This window comes from Rhizobium sp. YTUHZ045 (assembly GCF_051124255.1).
In the GTDB taxonomy this organism is placed as follows: Bacteria; Pseudomonadota; Alphaproteobacteria; order Rhizobiales; family Rhizobiaceae; genus Rhizobium.
The window spans coordinates 3,915,085-3,928,316 of the sequence record NZ_CP101432.1 but is presented as its reverse complement, the minus strand read 5'-3'; the positions used below and the strand labels follow the sequence as shown (position 1 = coordinate 3,928,316).

Sequence of the window (13,232 nt, the reverse complement as noted above, 5' to 3'; positions counted from 1 at the left end):
ACCCGAGGGCGCATCGCGCTGTCGGGTGTTGACCTCCGGGATCTCGGTGTCCCGGTCGGCGGCTCGGAGTCATGTAGCTCGTCGCGGATTGGCCGCGATAAACAGGAAAGCGGCGGGAAAGTCAAGGCGAATGCGGGCCGATGGCTGCATGACCGGCTTTTCGGAAGCAATGGGACATGGATCCGGTAGTTAAATGCCGCTTACAGGCCAATATGCTATTTACGCCAGTTGCAAAATATTCCGCTTGTGATTCTACTTTCTACTTAAGTGCGTCCTGTAAAATGATTCGTGAATATCCTTGATGCCGGATGATCCGGCGGAGATATCGAATGATCAATGCTGATATTGAAAGTTGGGCGCTGGCACGGGCCCATCATATTGTTCTCAACGAAGGCCTTAGTCTTGCAAAAGCGGCACAGGATCTGGATCGCAAACGATCCCGCTCGCTGGTCTACGAGCTGAGGAAGGTCATCACCGCCGCTATCGTCGAGGCGCATGCGGCGTCCTTCGAAGCCGACGGCGGGCAGCGGTAGAAGACGGACCACCCGGAGGCTCAGTCGGCTGCAAGGCCTGCATGGCACTCACCCACTGGTAATTCCCTCGCGTTTCCGCCATATACAGCGGAAAGACGGACGGAATGATATTATGAGCGCAACGGTCGAATTCGCGAGGATGAACGGGCTTGGCAACAAGATCCTGGTCGTCGACATGCGCGGACGGCCTGATAAGGTGACGCCCTCGGCGGCGGTCGCGCTCAATGCCGATCCGCAGACCGAGTTCGACCAGATCATGGCGATCCATGATCCGAAGGCCGACGGCACAGATGCCTTCATCGATATCCTGAACTCCGATGGCTCGAAGGCGCAGGCCTGCGGTAACGGCACCCGCTGCGTCGTGCAGGCGCTTGCCGCAGAGACCGGTCGGAAGGCCTTCACCTTCCAGACGGTCGCCGGAATCCTCAATGCCGTCGAGCACGAGGACGGGACGATCTCCGTCGATATGGGAAAGCCGGTTTTCGATTGGGACAGGATCCCGCTGGCGGAAGAATTTCACGACACCAGCCGTATCGAGCTGCAGATCGGCCCGATCGACAATCCGGTGCTGCATTCGCCTTCCGCCATGTCGATGGGAAATCCGCATGCGATCTTCTGGGTGGATAAGGATGTAATGTCCTATGATCTCGCCCGCTTCGGGCCGCTGCTCGAAAATCATCCGATGTTTCCCGAGCGCGCCAATATCACCCTGGCGCAGGTGACGTCGCCGACATCCGTGACGACATGCACTTGGGAGCGCGGCGCGGGGTTGACACTCGCCTGCGGCTCGGCTGCCTGTTCCGCTGCTGTCAGCGCCGCGCGTACCGGCCGCACCGGGCGCAAGGTGACGATCAATGTGGCGAGCGCCAAGCCGCCAGCCGTGCTTTCGATCGAATGGCGCGAGCGCGACGATCACGTCATCATGACCGGTCCGGCCGAATGGGAATGGTCGGGCCGACTCGATCCGTCGACAGGTCTCTGGTCGCGCGGTGGTACACAAGAGGCGGGGGCGCAGTGAGCGGCGTCGAGGTCATTACCTTCGGCTGCCGCCTCAACACATATGAATCCGAAGTGATGAAGGCGCAGGCCGAGAAGGCCGGGCTCAACAACGCCATCCTGGTCAATACTTGCGCCGTGACCGGCGAAGCCGTACGTCAGGCCCGCCAGGCGATCCGCCGGGCGCGGCGCGACAATCCACATGCCCGCATCATCGTCACCGGCTGCGCCGCGCAGACGGAAAAACAGACCTTCGCCGAGATGGCGGAGGTCGATGCGGTGCTCGGCAACGAGGAGAAGCTTTCAAGCGCCTCCTATCGCAGCCTGCCGGATTTCGGTGTTTCGGCCGAGGAGAAGCTCCGCGTCAACGATATCATGAGCGTCAGGGCGACGGCGCCGCAGATGGTCAGGCACATCGACGGTCATGTTCGTGCCTTCATCCAAGTCCAGAACGGCTGCGACCATCGCTGCACCTTCTGCATCATTCCCTATGGCCGCGGCAATTCCCGCTCGGTGCCGATGGGCGCCGTGGTTGACCAGGCCCGCAAGCTCGTCGACAGCGGGTATCGCGAGATCGTGCTGACCGGGGTCGACGCCACCAGCTATGGCGGCGATCTGCCGGGCGCGCCGACGCTCGGGCTTCTGGCAAAGACGCTTTTGAAACAGCTCCCGGAGATCCGCCGACTGAGGCTATCCTCGATCGACAGCATCGAGGCCGATGCCCATCTGATGGACCTGATCGCCGACGAGCCTCGCTTCATGCCGCATCTGCATCTGTCGCTGCAGCATGGCGACGACATGATCCTGAAGCGGATGAAGAGGCGGCATTCTCGCGCCGACGCGCTGCGTTTCATTGAGGATGCGCGCCGCCTTCGCCCGGAGATGAGCTTCGGCGCCGATATGATCGCAGGTTTCCCAACGGAAACGGAAGAGATGTTCGCCAATGCGGTGCGGCTCGCTGAAGAAGCTGATATCGCGCACCTGCATGTTTTCCCCTACAGCCCGCGTCCCGGTACGCCGGCCGCCCGCATGCCGCAGCTCGACCGGTCGCTGGTCAAGGACCGCGCCGCACGGCTGCGCGCCACGGGACATAGGCTGCATCAATCCCACCTCGATGGCATGGTAGGAACCCGGCAGTGGCTGCTTGTCGAAAACAACGGCCTTGCGCATACGGAAAACTTCACGCTGGTCACAGCCGCCGGCCTTCGTCCCGGCGAACTTGTGCCGGTCACGATCACCGGCCACAATGGCAAGCATCTCGACATGCAATTGACGGCCGCAGCGGCCTGACTTTCACGGAATCCCCATGGCGCTCAGTTTCATCAAAAAGGTCTTCACCTTCGGCAAGCCGGCTGAAGAACCCGTGCCTGAGGCTGTGGAAAGGGAGCTCGAGCAGCGTTCGCGCGACGAAGACCTGCCGATCGCGGATGATCCTGTTCTTCCCGAGGAGATGGATACCGCCGGCGGACCGGCTGCGGATGTCGTGCAGGATGCCGAGGAAGAGCGTGACGATGCCGAGCCAGCGATCCTGCCGGCTCCGGACCAGCTCAGGGATATGGGCGTCGTGCCGCTGTCGCTGCTGGAAGCCGAGGCGGAAGCGGAGGTGAGTGCCGAGAGTGCTGCGGAAGCACCCCCCTCTGTCCCTTCGGGACATCTCCCCCACAAGGGGGGAGATCATTCGGAGTCTGATGCGCCGGCTTCGATCGAAGGGACCGAAGAAGTCGCAGAAGCGCCTGTAGAGGAAATTCTACCTGAGATCGATGAGGTGCTGGACGCCTCTGTTCAACCGATCTCCCCCCTTGTGGGGAAGATGCCCGGCAGGGCAGAGGGGGGTAGCCCCACGGTGGAATCGGCGACCAGCACTCCCATCCTTCCCAAAGGCTTCGCTACCGGCCCGAAGGTCGCCGAACCCGAACCCGTTGCCCCGCAACCCAGACTCAGCTGGTTCCAGCGCCTGCGCAACGGGCTTGCGCGTACGTCCTCGCAGCTCACCGGCCAGATCACCGCGCTCTTCACCAAGCGCAAGCTCGACGACGAGACCCTGCAGGATCTCGAAGACCTGCTGATCCAGGCCGATCTCGGCGTCGAGACGGCGCTGCGCGTCACCGATACGCTCGCTTCCGAGCGCTACGGCAAAGATGTGACCGGCGTGGATGTCAGCCGGATCATGGCGTCGGAAATCGCCAAGGTTCTGAAGCCGGTCGCCAAGCCTCTACAGCTCGATCTTTCGCACAAGCCGCATGTTATCCTCGTCGTCGGCGTCAACGGCACCGGCAAGACGACGACTATCGGCAAGCTCGCGGCGAAGCTCTCTGGTGCCGGGCTGAAGGTGATGCTCGCCGCCGGCGATACCTTCCGCGCGGCGGCGATCGAGCAGCTTAAGATCTGGGCCGAGCGGACCAATTCCGAATTCATCGGCACCAAGCTCGGCGCCGATGCAGCCGGTCTTGCCTACGACGCCTTTGAGCAGGCCAAGGCAAAAAAATGCGACGTGCTGATCGTCGATACCGCCGGCCGCCTGCAGAACAAGGCCGAGCTGATGGCCGAACTCGAGAAGATCGTGCGTGTGCTCGGCAAGCTTGATCCCGACGCGCCGCACACCGTGCTGCAGACGCTCGATGCCACGACGGGGCAGAATGCGCTGAGCCAGGTCGAGATCTTCCGCAATGTCGCCGGCGTCAACGGGTTGATCATGACTAAGCTCGACGGCACGGCGCGCGGCGGCATTCTCGTCGCGATCTCCGCCAAGCACAAGTTGCCGGTCTATTTCATCGGCGTCGGCGAAGGCGTGGAAGATCTGGAGCCGTTCGAGGCCGAGGATTTTGCCCATGCCATTGCCGGGCTCGAGCAATGATGCCACAGATATGCCGCCGAAAGCCTGCAAGGGACGGTCGGAAACGGGTTTTCAGCAATAGCAGGTTCGAAGAACGCATGACCACCGAAAGCGACATCACCCCGTCCGCGGCCGACCGCCATCATCCGATGCTGAAACTGGCGCTGGAACTCGGGCCGCTGATGATCTTCTTCTTCGCCAATCTGCGTGGCCAATGGCTGGTCGAAAAATTTCCCGCCCTTTCCGAACTGGGCGGGCCGCTGTTCGTCGCGACTGGGCTCTTCATGGCGGCGACGGTGATTTCGCTTGTGGTTTCGAAGATCGTGCTCGGCCATCTGCCGATCATGCCCTTCGTCTCCGGCATCGTGGTCGTCATCTTCGGCTCGCTGTCGATCTGGCTGCAGAACGAGACCTTCATCAAGATGAAGCCGACCATCGTCAACACGCTCTTCGGGGTGGCGCTGCTCGGCGGGCTCGCTTTCGGCCGGTCTCTGCTCGGCTATGTCTTCAACGCCGCTTTCCAGCTCGATGCCGAAGGCTGGCGCAAACTTACCATCCGCTGGGGCGTCTTCTTCCTGTTTCTCGCCGTGCTGAACGAAGTCGTCTGGCGCAATTTTTCCGACGATACCTGGGTCGCCTTCAAGGTCTGGGGCACGATGCCCATCACCATCATCTTCACGCTGGCGCAGATGCCTCTGGTGCTCAAACACAGCATCAACCTGGAAACGGATGGCGAGAAGTGACCGCTGCAGACGCCGAATATCGGGTCAGGCATCAGAGCTTTTGGTTCGTCGCCTGCATCGCAGTCCTGGCTGCCCAGATCATCGCAGAATATATGATGGGCCGTGTGCCGATCTGCGCCTGCGGTTATGTCAAGCTGTGGGAGGGCGGGGTCAATACCAGCGGCAATTCGCAGCATCTGTCGGACTGGTACACGCCGTCGCACATCATCCACGGGTTCCTGTTCTACGGACTGAGCTATCTGCTCTTGCGCCGCAAGCCGCTGATGGCGCGTCTGCTCCTGGCGCTCGCCATCGAGTCCGGCTGGGAATTATTGGAAAACTCGCCTCTCATCATCGACCGCTACCGCACGGCCACGATCGCGCTCGATTATTACGGCGACAGCATCCTCAATTCGGCAATGGACACCGTCTTCATGTGCCTCGGCTTCTTCTTCGCCTGGCGCGCGCCGGTGGCGCTGACGGTCGCGGTCGCCATCTTCTTCGAGATTTTCACCGGCTATATGATCCGCGACAATCTGACGCTCAACGTGCTGATGCTGATCTGGCCGGTTGAAGCGATCAAGGGCTGGCAGAGCGGGGTTTAGAGCACGCTTCGATTTTTCAGAATCGCAGATTCGCAAATCAGCTGAAATATGATTCTCTGTCCTACCGGAAAAGGACGGCCGGCAAGGATGACGCACCCATATTCTGAGGATCTTCGCGAACGGGCGATGGCGCGCCTGAACACCGGAGAAACGATACGATCGATCGCAGCAGCACTTGCGATTGCTCCCTCCTGTGTTTCGAAGTGGAAGAAGCGCCTTGCGGAGACCGGCGCTCTGACGCCCGGCCGCGTCGGCGGTCGCAAGCAGCGGACTTTGTCCGGCGAACGGGCCGACTGGCTGCGCCAGCGCTGTCGATCCGGCCCGTTCACGACGCGAGGCCTTGTGGCGGAACTGGCCGAACGCGGCATCAAGACCGAGCGACGCGCCGTTTGGGTGTTCGTCCGGGCCGAGGGCCTGAGTTTCAAAAAAAACGGTTCTGCCGGCCGAGCAGACGCGGATGGATATCGCCAGGAAACGGTTGCGTTGGAAGACCCATCAACGGCGGATCGAAGCGCAGCGGCTGGTCTTTCTCGATGAGACCTGGATCAAGACCAACATGGCGCCCCTCAGGGGGTGGGCACCGCGTGGTCAACGCCTATGTGCCGCGGTTCCGCATGGGCACTGGAAAACCCTGACATTCATTGCCGCCTTGCGCTGCGACCGCATCGACGCCCCTTGGGTCATCGATGGGCCGATCAACGGCGAACTCTTTACCCTCTATATCCAGAGGATCCTCGTGCCCACGCTCGCCAAGGGCGACATCGTCATCCTCGACAATCTCGGCAGCCATAAGGGCCAAGCTGTCCGTCGTGCCATCCGGGCCGCAGGCGCGCACCTCTTCTTCCTGCCGCCTTACAGCCCGGACCTCAATCCCATCGAGCAAGTCTTTGCCAAGCTCAAGCACCTAATTAGGAGAGAACAGCCTCGCACAGTCGAAGCGACATGGCGCAAGGCTGGTGAAATGCTCGACTGCTTCTCGCCAGCAGAATGCGCAAACTACCTCACAAACTCAGGATATGCTTCCGTATGAAAGCAGCAGGCTCTAGGGCCAGGAAAAGTTCCCTCCCCAACCCCTCCCCACAAGGGGCTTGGATGCCGCGCCGCCTCTATCCCTTTCATCGTCTGATCCGCAGAAACGTTGATGGTTTGTCGTGGGGCGGTTCCGCGACAGTCCCTCCCCCTTGTGGGGAGGGGTTGGGGAGGGCCTTCCTTGGATATGAATTACGAAGCCGGCTTGCCCAGCACCTTTTCCATCGCCGGAAACAGGCCTTCCTTCAGGCTGATCTCGTCGAAGGGGCCGACGCGCTTGTAGAGAATGGTGCCGTCGGGGCCGACCAGATAACTTTCCGGTATACCATAAACACCCCAGTCGATCGCCGCCTTGCCGTTCGGATCGATTCCGATCGCCTGATAGGGATTGCCGAGTTCGCCGAGGAAGCGCAGGGCGTTCTCGTTCTTGTCCTTGTAATTGATGGCGACAATGTTTAGCCGGCCGTCTTTCGCCAGTTCCTTCAGGATAGGGTGCTCGTCGCGGCAGGGGATGCACCATGAGGCGAAGACGTTGACGAGGGTCAGCTTGCCGCTGACTGCGGAGTCGGTCAGCGCCGGCAGGTTGGTGCCCTCGAGCGGAGGAAGGTTCAGCGACGGCGCCTTGGTGCCGATCAGGGCGGACGGAATTTCGGCGATGTTCTTGCCGTGAAAATCCTGGTCGTAGAGCATCTTCGCGGCCGTCGCGGCAATGCCGCCGAACACGATCAGCGGCAGAAGCGCCAGTGCATAGCGGCCAAATCCACCTGGCTTGGCAGTTTTGGTATCCGGCGTCTCGGTCATTCGCCGTCCTTTGGCCGCGCCGAGCGGCGGCGGATACCGGCGGCTTCGAGGCTCGCAAGCTCGCGGCGGCGCGCCCGGCCGTCGGCCCAGGTCCACAGGATGACGGCGATCGTCACCAATGCGGCGATGCCATAGGATGCATAGACATAGAAGGCGTGCGTCACGACCTATTCCTCCCGACTCGCCATGCGGGCGGCGAGACGGCGCTGGGCGGCAACACGGCGGCGCCAGATCTCGTTTCTCATGGCCATGATATGCAGCGTGAAGAACAGCAGGGTGAAGGCGATCGCCATGACGAAGAGCGGGCGCAGGAATTCCGGATCAATCGCCGGGCCGCCAAGGCGCATCACGCTTGCCGGCTGATGCAGCGTGTTCCACCAGTCGACGGAAAACTTGATGATCGGGATGTTGACGAAGCCCACGAGGGTCAGCACGGCGGAGACGCGCGCCGCCCTCGAAGGATCGTCGATGGCGCGGCTCAGCGCAATGAGGCCGAGATACATCAGGAAGAGGATAAAGACGGAGGTGAGCCTCGCATCCCAGACCCACCAGGTGCCCCACATCGGCTTGCCCCAGAGCGAACCGGTGATGAGCGCAATCAGGGTAAAGGCGGCGCCGAGCGGGGCTGCTGATTTGGCGGAAACATCGGCGAGCGGGTGGCGCCAGACGAGCGTGCCGATCGCCGAGAGGCTCATGATCGTGTAACACATCATCGAAAGCCAGGCCGCGGGCACGTGGATATACATGATGCGCACGGTCTCGCCCTGCTGGTAATCGCCTTCGGTCGCGAAGCTCAGATAAAGACCGACCGCAAAACAGAGGGTGGTGATGCCGGCCATCCAGGGAATGATGCGGGCCGCCAGCGCCAGGAACCGCGTCGGGTTGGCGAGATCGCTGATTTTGCTGATGGCAAGGCTGGTTTGGCTCATGAGCGCTTCCTTACCTTGATCCGGCTTTTCCCGCAATCGAAAGGCATTCAATCCGACGTGTTTCGCAGCGCCAAGGCGGCGGCGGCCGGGCCGATGACCGCGAAGAAGAGCGTCAGTGCGATCAATATGAGGAAAGGCGGCAGGAATGGCGCCGGTTCCTCGACCGCGGCATAGGTGGCGCTGACGCCGAAGATCAGTACCGGAATGGTCAGCGGCAGCACGAGGATCGAGACCAGCAGACCACCGCGGGGCAGAGCGACGGCGACCGCAGCGCCGACGGCGCCGATGAAGGTGATCGCCGGCGATCCGACGAAGAGCGTCAGCACTGTGGCGCCGATCGCCGTCTCGTCCATGTTCATGAACAGGCCGAGCAGCGGCGAAGCGATGACCAGCGGCAGGCTGGTCGCGGTCCAGTGGGCGAAGCATTTGAGGAGCACGGTCAACACCAGCGGCGTTTCCTGCATCAGCATCAGATCGAGCGATCCGTCGTCGCGCTCGGCCTGGAACAGGCGGTCGAGGCCGAGAAGGGCGGCGAGCAGTGCGCCAATCCAGACGATGGCGGGGCCGATGCGGGAGAGAAGCTTGAGGTCAGGGCCGACGCCGAAAGGGATGACGGCGACGACGGTCAGGAAGAACAACACGCCGATCAGTGCGCCGCCGCCGGCGCGAATCGAGAGTTTGAGGTCGCGGAGGAAGAGGGCGATCATGCTGGGTGGCACTCTGCATCTACGGAGGACGGGGCACCGCCCTCTGCCCTGCCGGGCTTCTCCCCCGCAAGGGGGGAGATCGGCAAGATGCACCGGCTTCGCGAAATCTTGATCGCACGCCAGGCGCCTGCGATCATCTGTGGCGTTTGATCAGGGCAAGAGGGCGCCTCCTGCCGATCTCCCCCCTTGTGGGGGAGATGCCCGGCAGGGCAGAGGGGGGTAGCCACACCGAGAAACATCAACCCCACACCCCCTGATCCACACCGGCGAAGCCCGTCATCTTCATTTCCTGCACATTCTTCAGACCCAGCGGCTGATGCGTCGCTGCCAGCACGATGCCGCCTTTGGCCAGATGCGCCTCGATCAATCCGGCAAACAGCCGGTCGGCACTCGCATCCAGTGCCGCCGTGGGTTCATCGAGGATCCAGATGGGGCGGTGGGCGACGAGCAGCTTGGCGAAGGCGAAGCGGCGCTGCTGGCCGGCGGAGAGATAGCCGAATGGAAGGTGGGTGATCCCCGAGAGGCCGACGGCTTCGGCGGCATCTTCGAGAGCGAGGCCGGCGGTGCCCGGGCTGCTGAGGAAGGACTGCCAGAATTCCAAATTCTCTGCAACCGTAAGTTCATTCTTCATCGCATTTCGGTGGCCGAGGTAGTGGCTGACCTCGCCCGGATGGCGGCCTTGCGGGCTCTCTTTATCGCGGAAGATGACAGTTCCTTTTTCGGGCTTCAGAAGGCCGGCGGCAACGCGCAGCAAAGTGGATTTTCCCGATCCATTTTTGCCGGTCAGGACAAGGGCTTCTCCTGCCGTCAAGTGAAAGGAAATGTTTACGAAAATGAGATCCTCACCGCGCCTTGCAGCCAGATTTTCGGCGGTGAGTTGCATGCGTCGGCTCTTTCTTCGTTGCGGCTTTCGGAAGGCTCAAAAAATGTCTGGTTTTGGCAGTGCTCGGGTATGGCAAGTTTTTAGGAAATTATCTATAAGACCGGCAACCACGCCAGCGGTCGGCGTGAATTTCATCCTTGCGCCGAACTTGGAGCATCTGCTCCACGTGCGGACAGCGGAAATGGCCGTACCCGCATCCTGATGTGCATTAAGTGCATAGGCGTTCGCACGACTGTGTTGGCTATCAGAACGGGGTCTCTCGTGTCTAAATCTCTTGACAGTTTCAATTGTCGTTCCACGCTTTCCGTTGGTGGAAAGGACTATGTCTATTACAGCCTGCCCAAGGCTGAGGCAAACGGTCTGGCCGGCGTATCGAAGCTTCCCTATTCGATGAAGGTGCTGCTCGAAAACCTGCTGCGCTTCGAAGACGGCCAGTCGGTCACCAAGGAGCACATCCTCGCCGTTGCCGCGTGGCTGAACAACAAGGGCGCTGTCGAAAACGAAATCGCCTATCGCCCGGCGCGCGTGCTGATGCAGGACTTCACCGGCGTTCCCGCGGTCGTCGATCTGGCCGCGATGCGCGACGCGATGGTGTCGCTCGGCGGCGATCCCGAGAAGATCAACCCGCTCGTTCCTGTCGACCTCGTCATCGATCATTCCGTCATCGTCGACGAATTCGGCACGCCGCAGGCGTTCGCCAAGAATGTCGAGCTGGAATATCAGCGCAACGGCGAACGCTACCGCTTCCTGAAGTGGGGTCAGCAGGCATTCAAGAACTTCCGGGTCGTTCCCCCCGGCACCGGCATCTGTCACCAGGTCAATCTCGAATATCTCGGCCAGACCGTCTGGACCAAGGAAGAGGACGGCGAGACGATCGCTTATCCGGATACCTGCGTCGGCACCGACAGCCACACGACGATGATCAACGGTCTCGGCGTTCTCGGCTGGGGCGTGGGCGGTATCGAGGCTGAAGCCGCCATGCTCGGCCAGCCGGTTTCGATGCTTCTGCCCGAAGTTATCGGCTTCAAGCTGACCGGCAAGCTCAAGGAAGGTGTCACCGCGACCGACCTCGTTCTGACCGTCGTGCAGATGCTGCGCAAGAAGGGTGTCGTTTCCAAGTTCGTCGAATTCTTCGGCCCCGGCATGGACAACATGCCGCTCGCCGACCGTGCGACGATCGGCAACATGGGTCCGGAATACGGCGCGACCTGCGGCTTCTTCCCGGTTGACGGCGAAACCATCAACTATCTCACCATGTCCGGCCGCACGCATGATCGCATCGCGCTTGTCGAAGCCTATTCGAAGGCCCAGGGCATGTGGCGCGAAGGCGACGGTTCCGACCTCGTCTTCACCGATACGCTGGAGCTCGACCTCGGCGACGTCGTGCCGTCGATGGCAGGCCCCAAGCGTCCGGAAGGCCGCATCGCGCTTGAAAACATCGCTTCCGGTTTCGCGACGTCGATGGAAGCCGACTACAAGAAGCCCGGGCAGCTCAACAACCGCTATGCAGTCGAAGGCACCGATTTCGATCTCGGCCATGGTGACGTGGCGATTGCCGCCATCACCTCCTGCACCAACACCTCCAACCCGTCGGTGCTGATCGCTGCCGGCCTTCTCGCCCGCAATGCCGTTGCCAAGGGCCTGAAGACCAAGCCGTGGGTCAAGACGTCGCTCGCGCCCGGATCGCAGGTCGTCGGCGAATATCTCGCCAAGTCGGGCTTGCAGGCCGACCTCGACAAGCTCGGCTTCAACCTCGTCGGCTTCGGCTGCACCACCTGCATCGGCAACTCCGGCCCGCTGCCGGCGCCGATCTCCAAGACGATCAATGACAAGGGTCTGATTGTTTCCGGCGTGCTCTCCGGCAACCGCAACTTCGAAGGCCGCATCTCGCCCGACGTCCAGGCGAACTATCTCGCTTCGCCGCCGCTTGTCGTCGCCTACGCTCTTGCCGGCACGGTCCAGAAGGACCTGACCAAGGAGCCAATCGGCGAAGACCAGAACGGCAAGCCGGTCTACCTCAAGGATATCTGGCCGACCTCGCACGAGGTGCAGGAGTTCATCCAGAAATACGTCACCCGCGAACTCTACGAAACCAAGTATGCCGACGTCTTCAAGGGTGATGCCAACTGGCAGGCCGTCCAGGTCCCGCCGGGCCAGACCTATGCCTGGGACGACAACTCCACCTATGTCCAGAACCCGCCCTATTTCGTCGGCATGGGCAAGAAGGGCACCGGCGTCTCCGACATCAAGGGCGCCCGCGTCCTCGGCCTGTTCGGTGACAAGATCACCACCGACCACATCTCTCCGGCCGGTTCGATCAAGGCGGCATCGCCGGCCGGCGCATACCTCATCGGCCATGACGTTGCCGTTGCCGACTTCAACCAATACGGCACGCGGCGCGGCAACCATGAAGTGATGATGCGCGGCACCTTCGCCAATATCCGCATCCGCAATCACATGCTCGGCCCGAACGGCAAGGAAGGCGGCTACACGATCCACTACCCGTCGAAGGAAGAGACATCGATCTACGACGCCGCCATGCAGTACAAGGCCGAAGGCGTGCCGCTCGTCATCTTCGCCGGCGTCGAATACGGCAACGGCTCCTCGCGCGACTGGGCTGCCAAGGGCACCAACCTGCTCGGCGTCAAGGCCGTGATCGCCCAGAGCTTCGAGCGCATCCATCGCTCGAACCTGGTCGGCATGGGCGTCATCCCCTTCGTCTTCGAAGAGGGCACGACCTGGCAGAGCCTCGGCCTCAAGGGCGACGAGCTCGTCACCATCGAGGGGCTGGACAAGATCAAGCCGCGCGAGAGGAAGATCGCCAAGATCACCTATGGCGACGGCACGGTGAAGGAAGTTCCGCTGCTGTCGCGCGTCGATACGCTCGACGAGGTGATCTACCTCAACAATGGCGGCATCCTGCAGACGGTTCTGCGTGATCTCGCTGCCTGATTGTCGAGCATGATGCCGAAAAGTGTGAGCGGTTTTCGGAAAACATCATGCTCTGCTTCTTTGATGTAGATCCGGATTAAGATTTTAGGCCGAATCGGCCTGAAATCATCCGGATCTAGGAGATTGCTATGATAATGGCCGCCGGAGAGCAATTTCCGGCGGCTCCTCTTTGCGGCGACAGTATTCGATGGGGCTCACGATGATTTGTTTTCAGCGCTTTCCGGGCGAGCTACGTCTCACCC

General features: G+C 61.5%; 13 protein-coding genes. 8 read left to right on the top strand and 5 right to left on the bottom strand.

Going from position 1 to position 13,232, the window contains the following annotated elements; translation table 11 throughout:
• Positions 1–308 precede the first annotated feature (308 nt).
• From NMA58_RS19340 to NMA58_RS19310, 7 genes are all read left to right on the top strand, one after another.
• Entirely contained in the window at positions 309–533 is a 225-nt protein-coding gene (locus NMA58_RS19340; protein WP_064805530.1) for a hypothetical protein, read from the top strand.
• Between the two features lie 112 nt (positions 534–645).
• Entirely contained in the window at positions 646–1,551 is a 906-nt protein-coding gene (gene dapF, locus NMA58_RS19335) for a diaminopimelate epimerase (protein ID WP_434711627.1), read from the top strand.
• The gene (mtaB, locus tag NMA58_RS19330) at positions 1,548–2,819 is read left to right on the top strand and encodes a tRNA (N(6)-L-threonylcarbamoyladenosine(37)-C(2))-methylthiotransferase MtaB (RefSeq protein WP_430959602.1); all 1,272 of its coding nucleotides are present in this window, start codon (positions 1,548–1,550) and stop codon (positions 2,817–2,819) included. The genes dapF and mtaB overlap by 4 nt, the downstream gene beginning before the upstream one ends.
• 16 nt (positions 2,820–2,835) lie before the next feature.
• On the top strand, positions 2,836–4,383 hold the full coding sequence (ftsY, locus tag NMA58_RS19325; protein WP_430959603.1) for a signal recognition particle-docking protein FtsY: 1,548 nt from the start codon (positions 2,836–2,838) through the stop codon (positions 4,381–4,383).
• A gap of 77 nt (positions 4,384–4,460) precedes the next feature.
• Complete coding sequence (locus tag NMA58_RS19320) at positions 4,461–5,105, top strand: septation protein A (RefSeq protein WP_430959604.1); 645 nt, start codon at positions 4,461–4,463, stop codon at positions 5,103–5,105.
• The gene (locus NMA58_RS19315; RefSeq protein ID WP_434711626.1) at positions 5,102–5,689 is read left to right on the top strand and encodes a DUF2585 domain-containing protein; all 588 of its coding nucleotides are present in this window, start codon (positions 5,102–5,104) and stop codon (positions 5,687–5,689) included. The genes NMA58_RS19320 and NMA58_RS19315 overlap by 4 nt, the downstream gene beginning before the upstream one ends.
• An 87-nt stretch (positions 5,690–5,776) precedes the next feature.
• Positions 5,777–6,719 (top strand): IS630 family transposase gene (locus tag NMA58_RS19310; RefSeq protein WP_176536422.1). Its coding sequence is split into 2 segments (ribosomal slippage): positions 5,777–6,112 and positions 6,114–6,719, totalling 942 coding nucleotides; the frame shifts between segments, so codons are not numbered across the junction.
• A gap of 191 nt (positions 6,720–6,910) precedes the next feature.
• Here the strand turns inward: NMA58_RS19310 and NMA58_RS19305 are convergent.
• The 5 genes from NMA58_RS19305 to ccmA all read right to left on the bottom strand — a co-directional run bounded on the left by NMA58_RS19305 (position 6,911) and on the right by ccmA (position 10,038).
• Complete coding sequence (locus NMA58_RS19305) at positions 6,911–7,519, bottom strand: DsbE family thiol:disulfide interchange protein (RefSeq protein WP_434711625.1); 609 nt, start codon at positions 7,517–7,519, stop codon at positions 6,911–6,913.
• Positions 7,516–7,683 (bottom strand): heme exporter protein CcmD, encoded by a 168-nt coding sequence (ccmD, locus tag NMA58_RS19300; protein ID WP_097598197.1) that lies wholly within the window; start codon positions 7,681–7,683, stop codon positions 7,516–7,518. The genes NMA58_RS19305 and ccmD overlap by 4 nt, the downstream gene beginning before the upstream one ends.
• 3 nt (positions 7,684–7,686) lie before the next feature.
• Positions 7,687–8,448, bottom strand: a complete 762-nt coding sequence (locus NMA58_RS19295) for a heme ABC transporter permease (protein ID WP_434711624.1) — start codon at positions 8,446–8,448, stop codon at positions 7,687–7,689.
• Positions 8,449–8,495: 47 nt separating this feature from the next.
• Entirely contained in the window at positions 8,496–9,155 is a 660-nt protein-coding gene (gene ccmB, locus NMA58_RS19290; RefSeq protein ID WP_434711623.1) for a heme exporter protein CcmB, read from the bottom strand.
• A 238-nt stretch (positions 9,156–9,393) separates the two neighbouring features.
• Positions 9,394–10,038, bottom strand: a complete 645-nt coding sequence (gene ccmA / locus NMA58_RS19285) for a heme ABC exporter ATP-binding protein CcmA (protein WP_434711622.1) — start codon at positions 10,036–10,038, stop codon at positions 9,394–9,396.
• 261 nt (positions 10,039–10,299) lie between these two features.
• Here ccmA and acnA point away from each other — a divergent pair, with 261 nt between their 5' ends.
• Entirely contained in the window at positions 10,300–12,990 is a 2,691-nt protein-coding gene (acnA, locus tag NMA58_RS19280) for an aconitate hydratase AcnA (RefSeq protein WP_430959610.1), read from the top strand.
• Positions 12,991–13,232: the final 242 nt, after the last annotated feature.

Excerpts from the sequence above, each read along its gene's own strand:
- NMA58_RS19340 (WP_064805530.1), top strand. The coding sequence starts at position 309 with ATGATCCGGCGGAGATATCGAATGATCAATGCTGATATTGAAAGTTGG.
- dapF (WP_434711627.1), top strand. The coding sequence starts at position 646 with ATGAGCGCAACGGTCGAATTCGCGAGGATGAACGGGCTTGGCAACAAG.
- ftsY (WP_430959603.1), top strand. The coding sequence starts at position 2,836 with ATGGCGCTCAGTTTCATCAAAAAGGTCTTCACCTTCGGCAAGCCGGCT.
- NMA58_RS19320 (WP_430959604.1), top strand. The coding sequence starts at position 4,461 with ATGACCACCGAAAGCGACATCACCCCGTCCGCGGCCGACCGCCATCAT.
- NMA58_RS19305 (WP_434711625.1), bottom strand. The coding sequence starts at position 7,519 with ATGACCGAGACGCCGGATACCAAAACTGCCAAGCCAGGTGGATTTGGC.
- NMA58_RS19295 (WP_434711624.1), bottom strand. The coding sequence starts at position 8,448 with ATGAGCCAAACCAGCCTTGCCATCAGCAAAATCAGCGATCTCGCCAAC.
- ccmB (WP_434711623.1), bottom strand. The coding sequence starts at position 9,155 with ATGATCGCCCTCTTCCTCCGCGACCTCAAACTCTCGATTCGCGCCGGC.
- ccmA (WP_434711622.1), bottom strand. The coding sequence starts at position 10,038 with ATGCAACTCACCGCCGAAAATCTGGCTGCAAGGCGCGGTGAGGATCTC.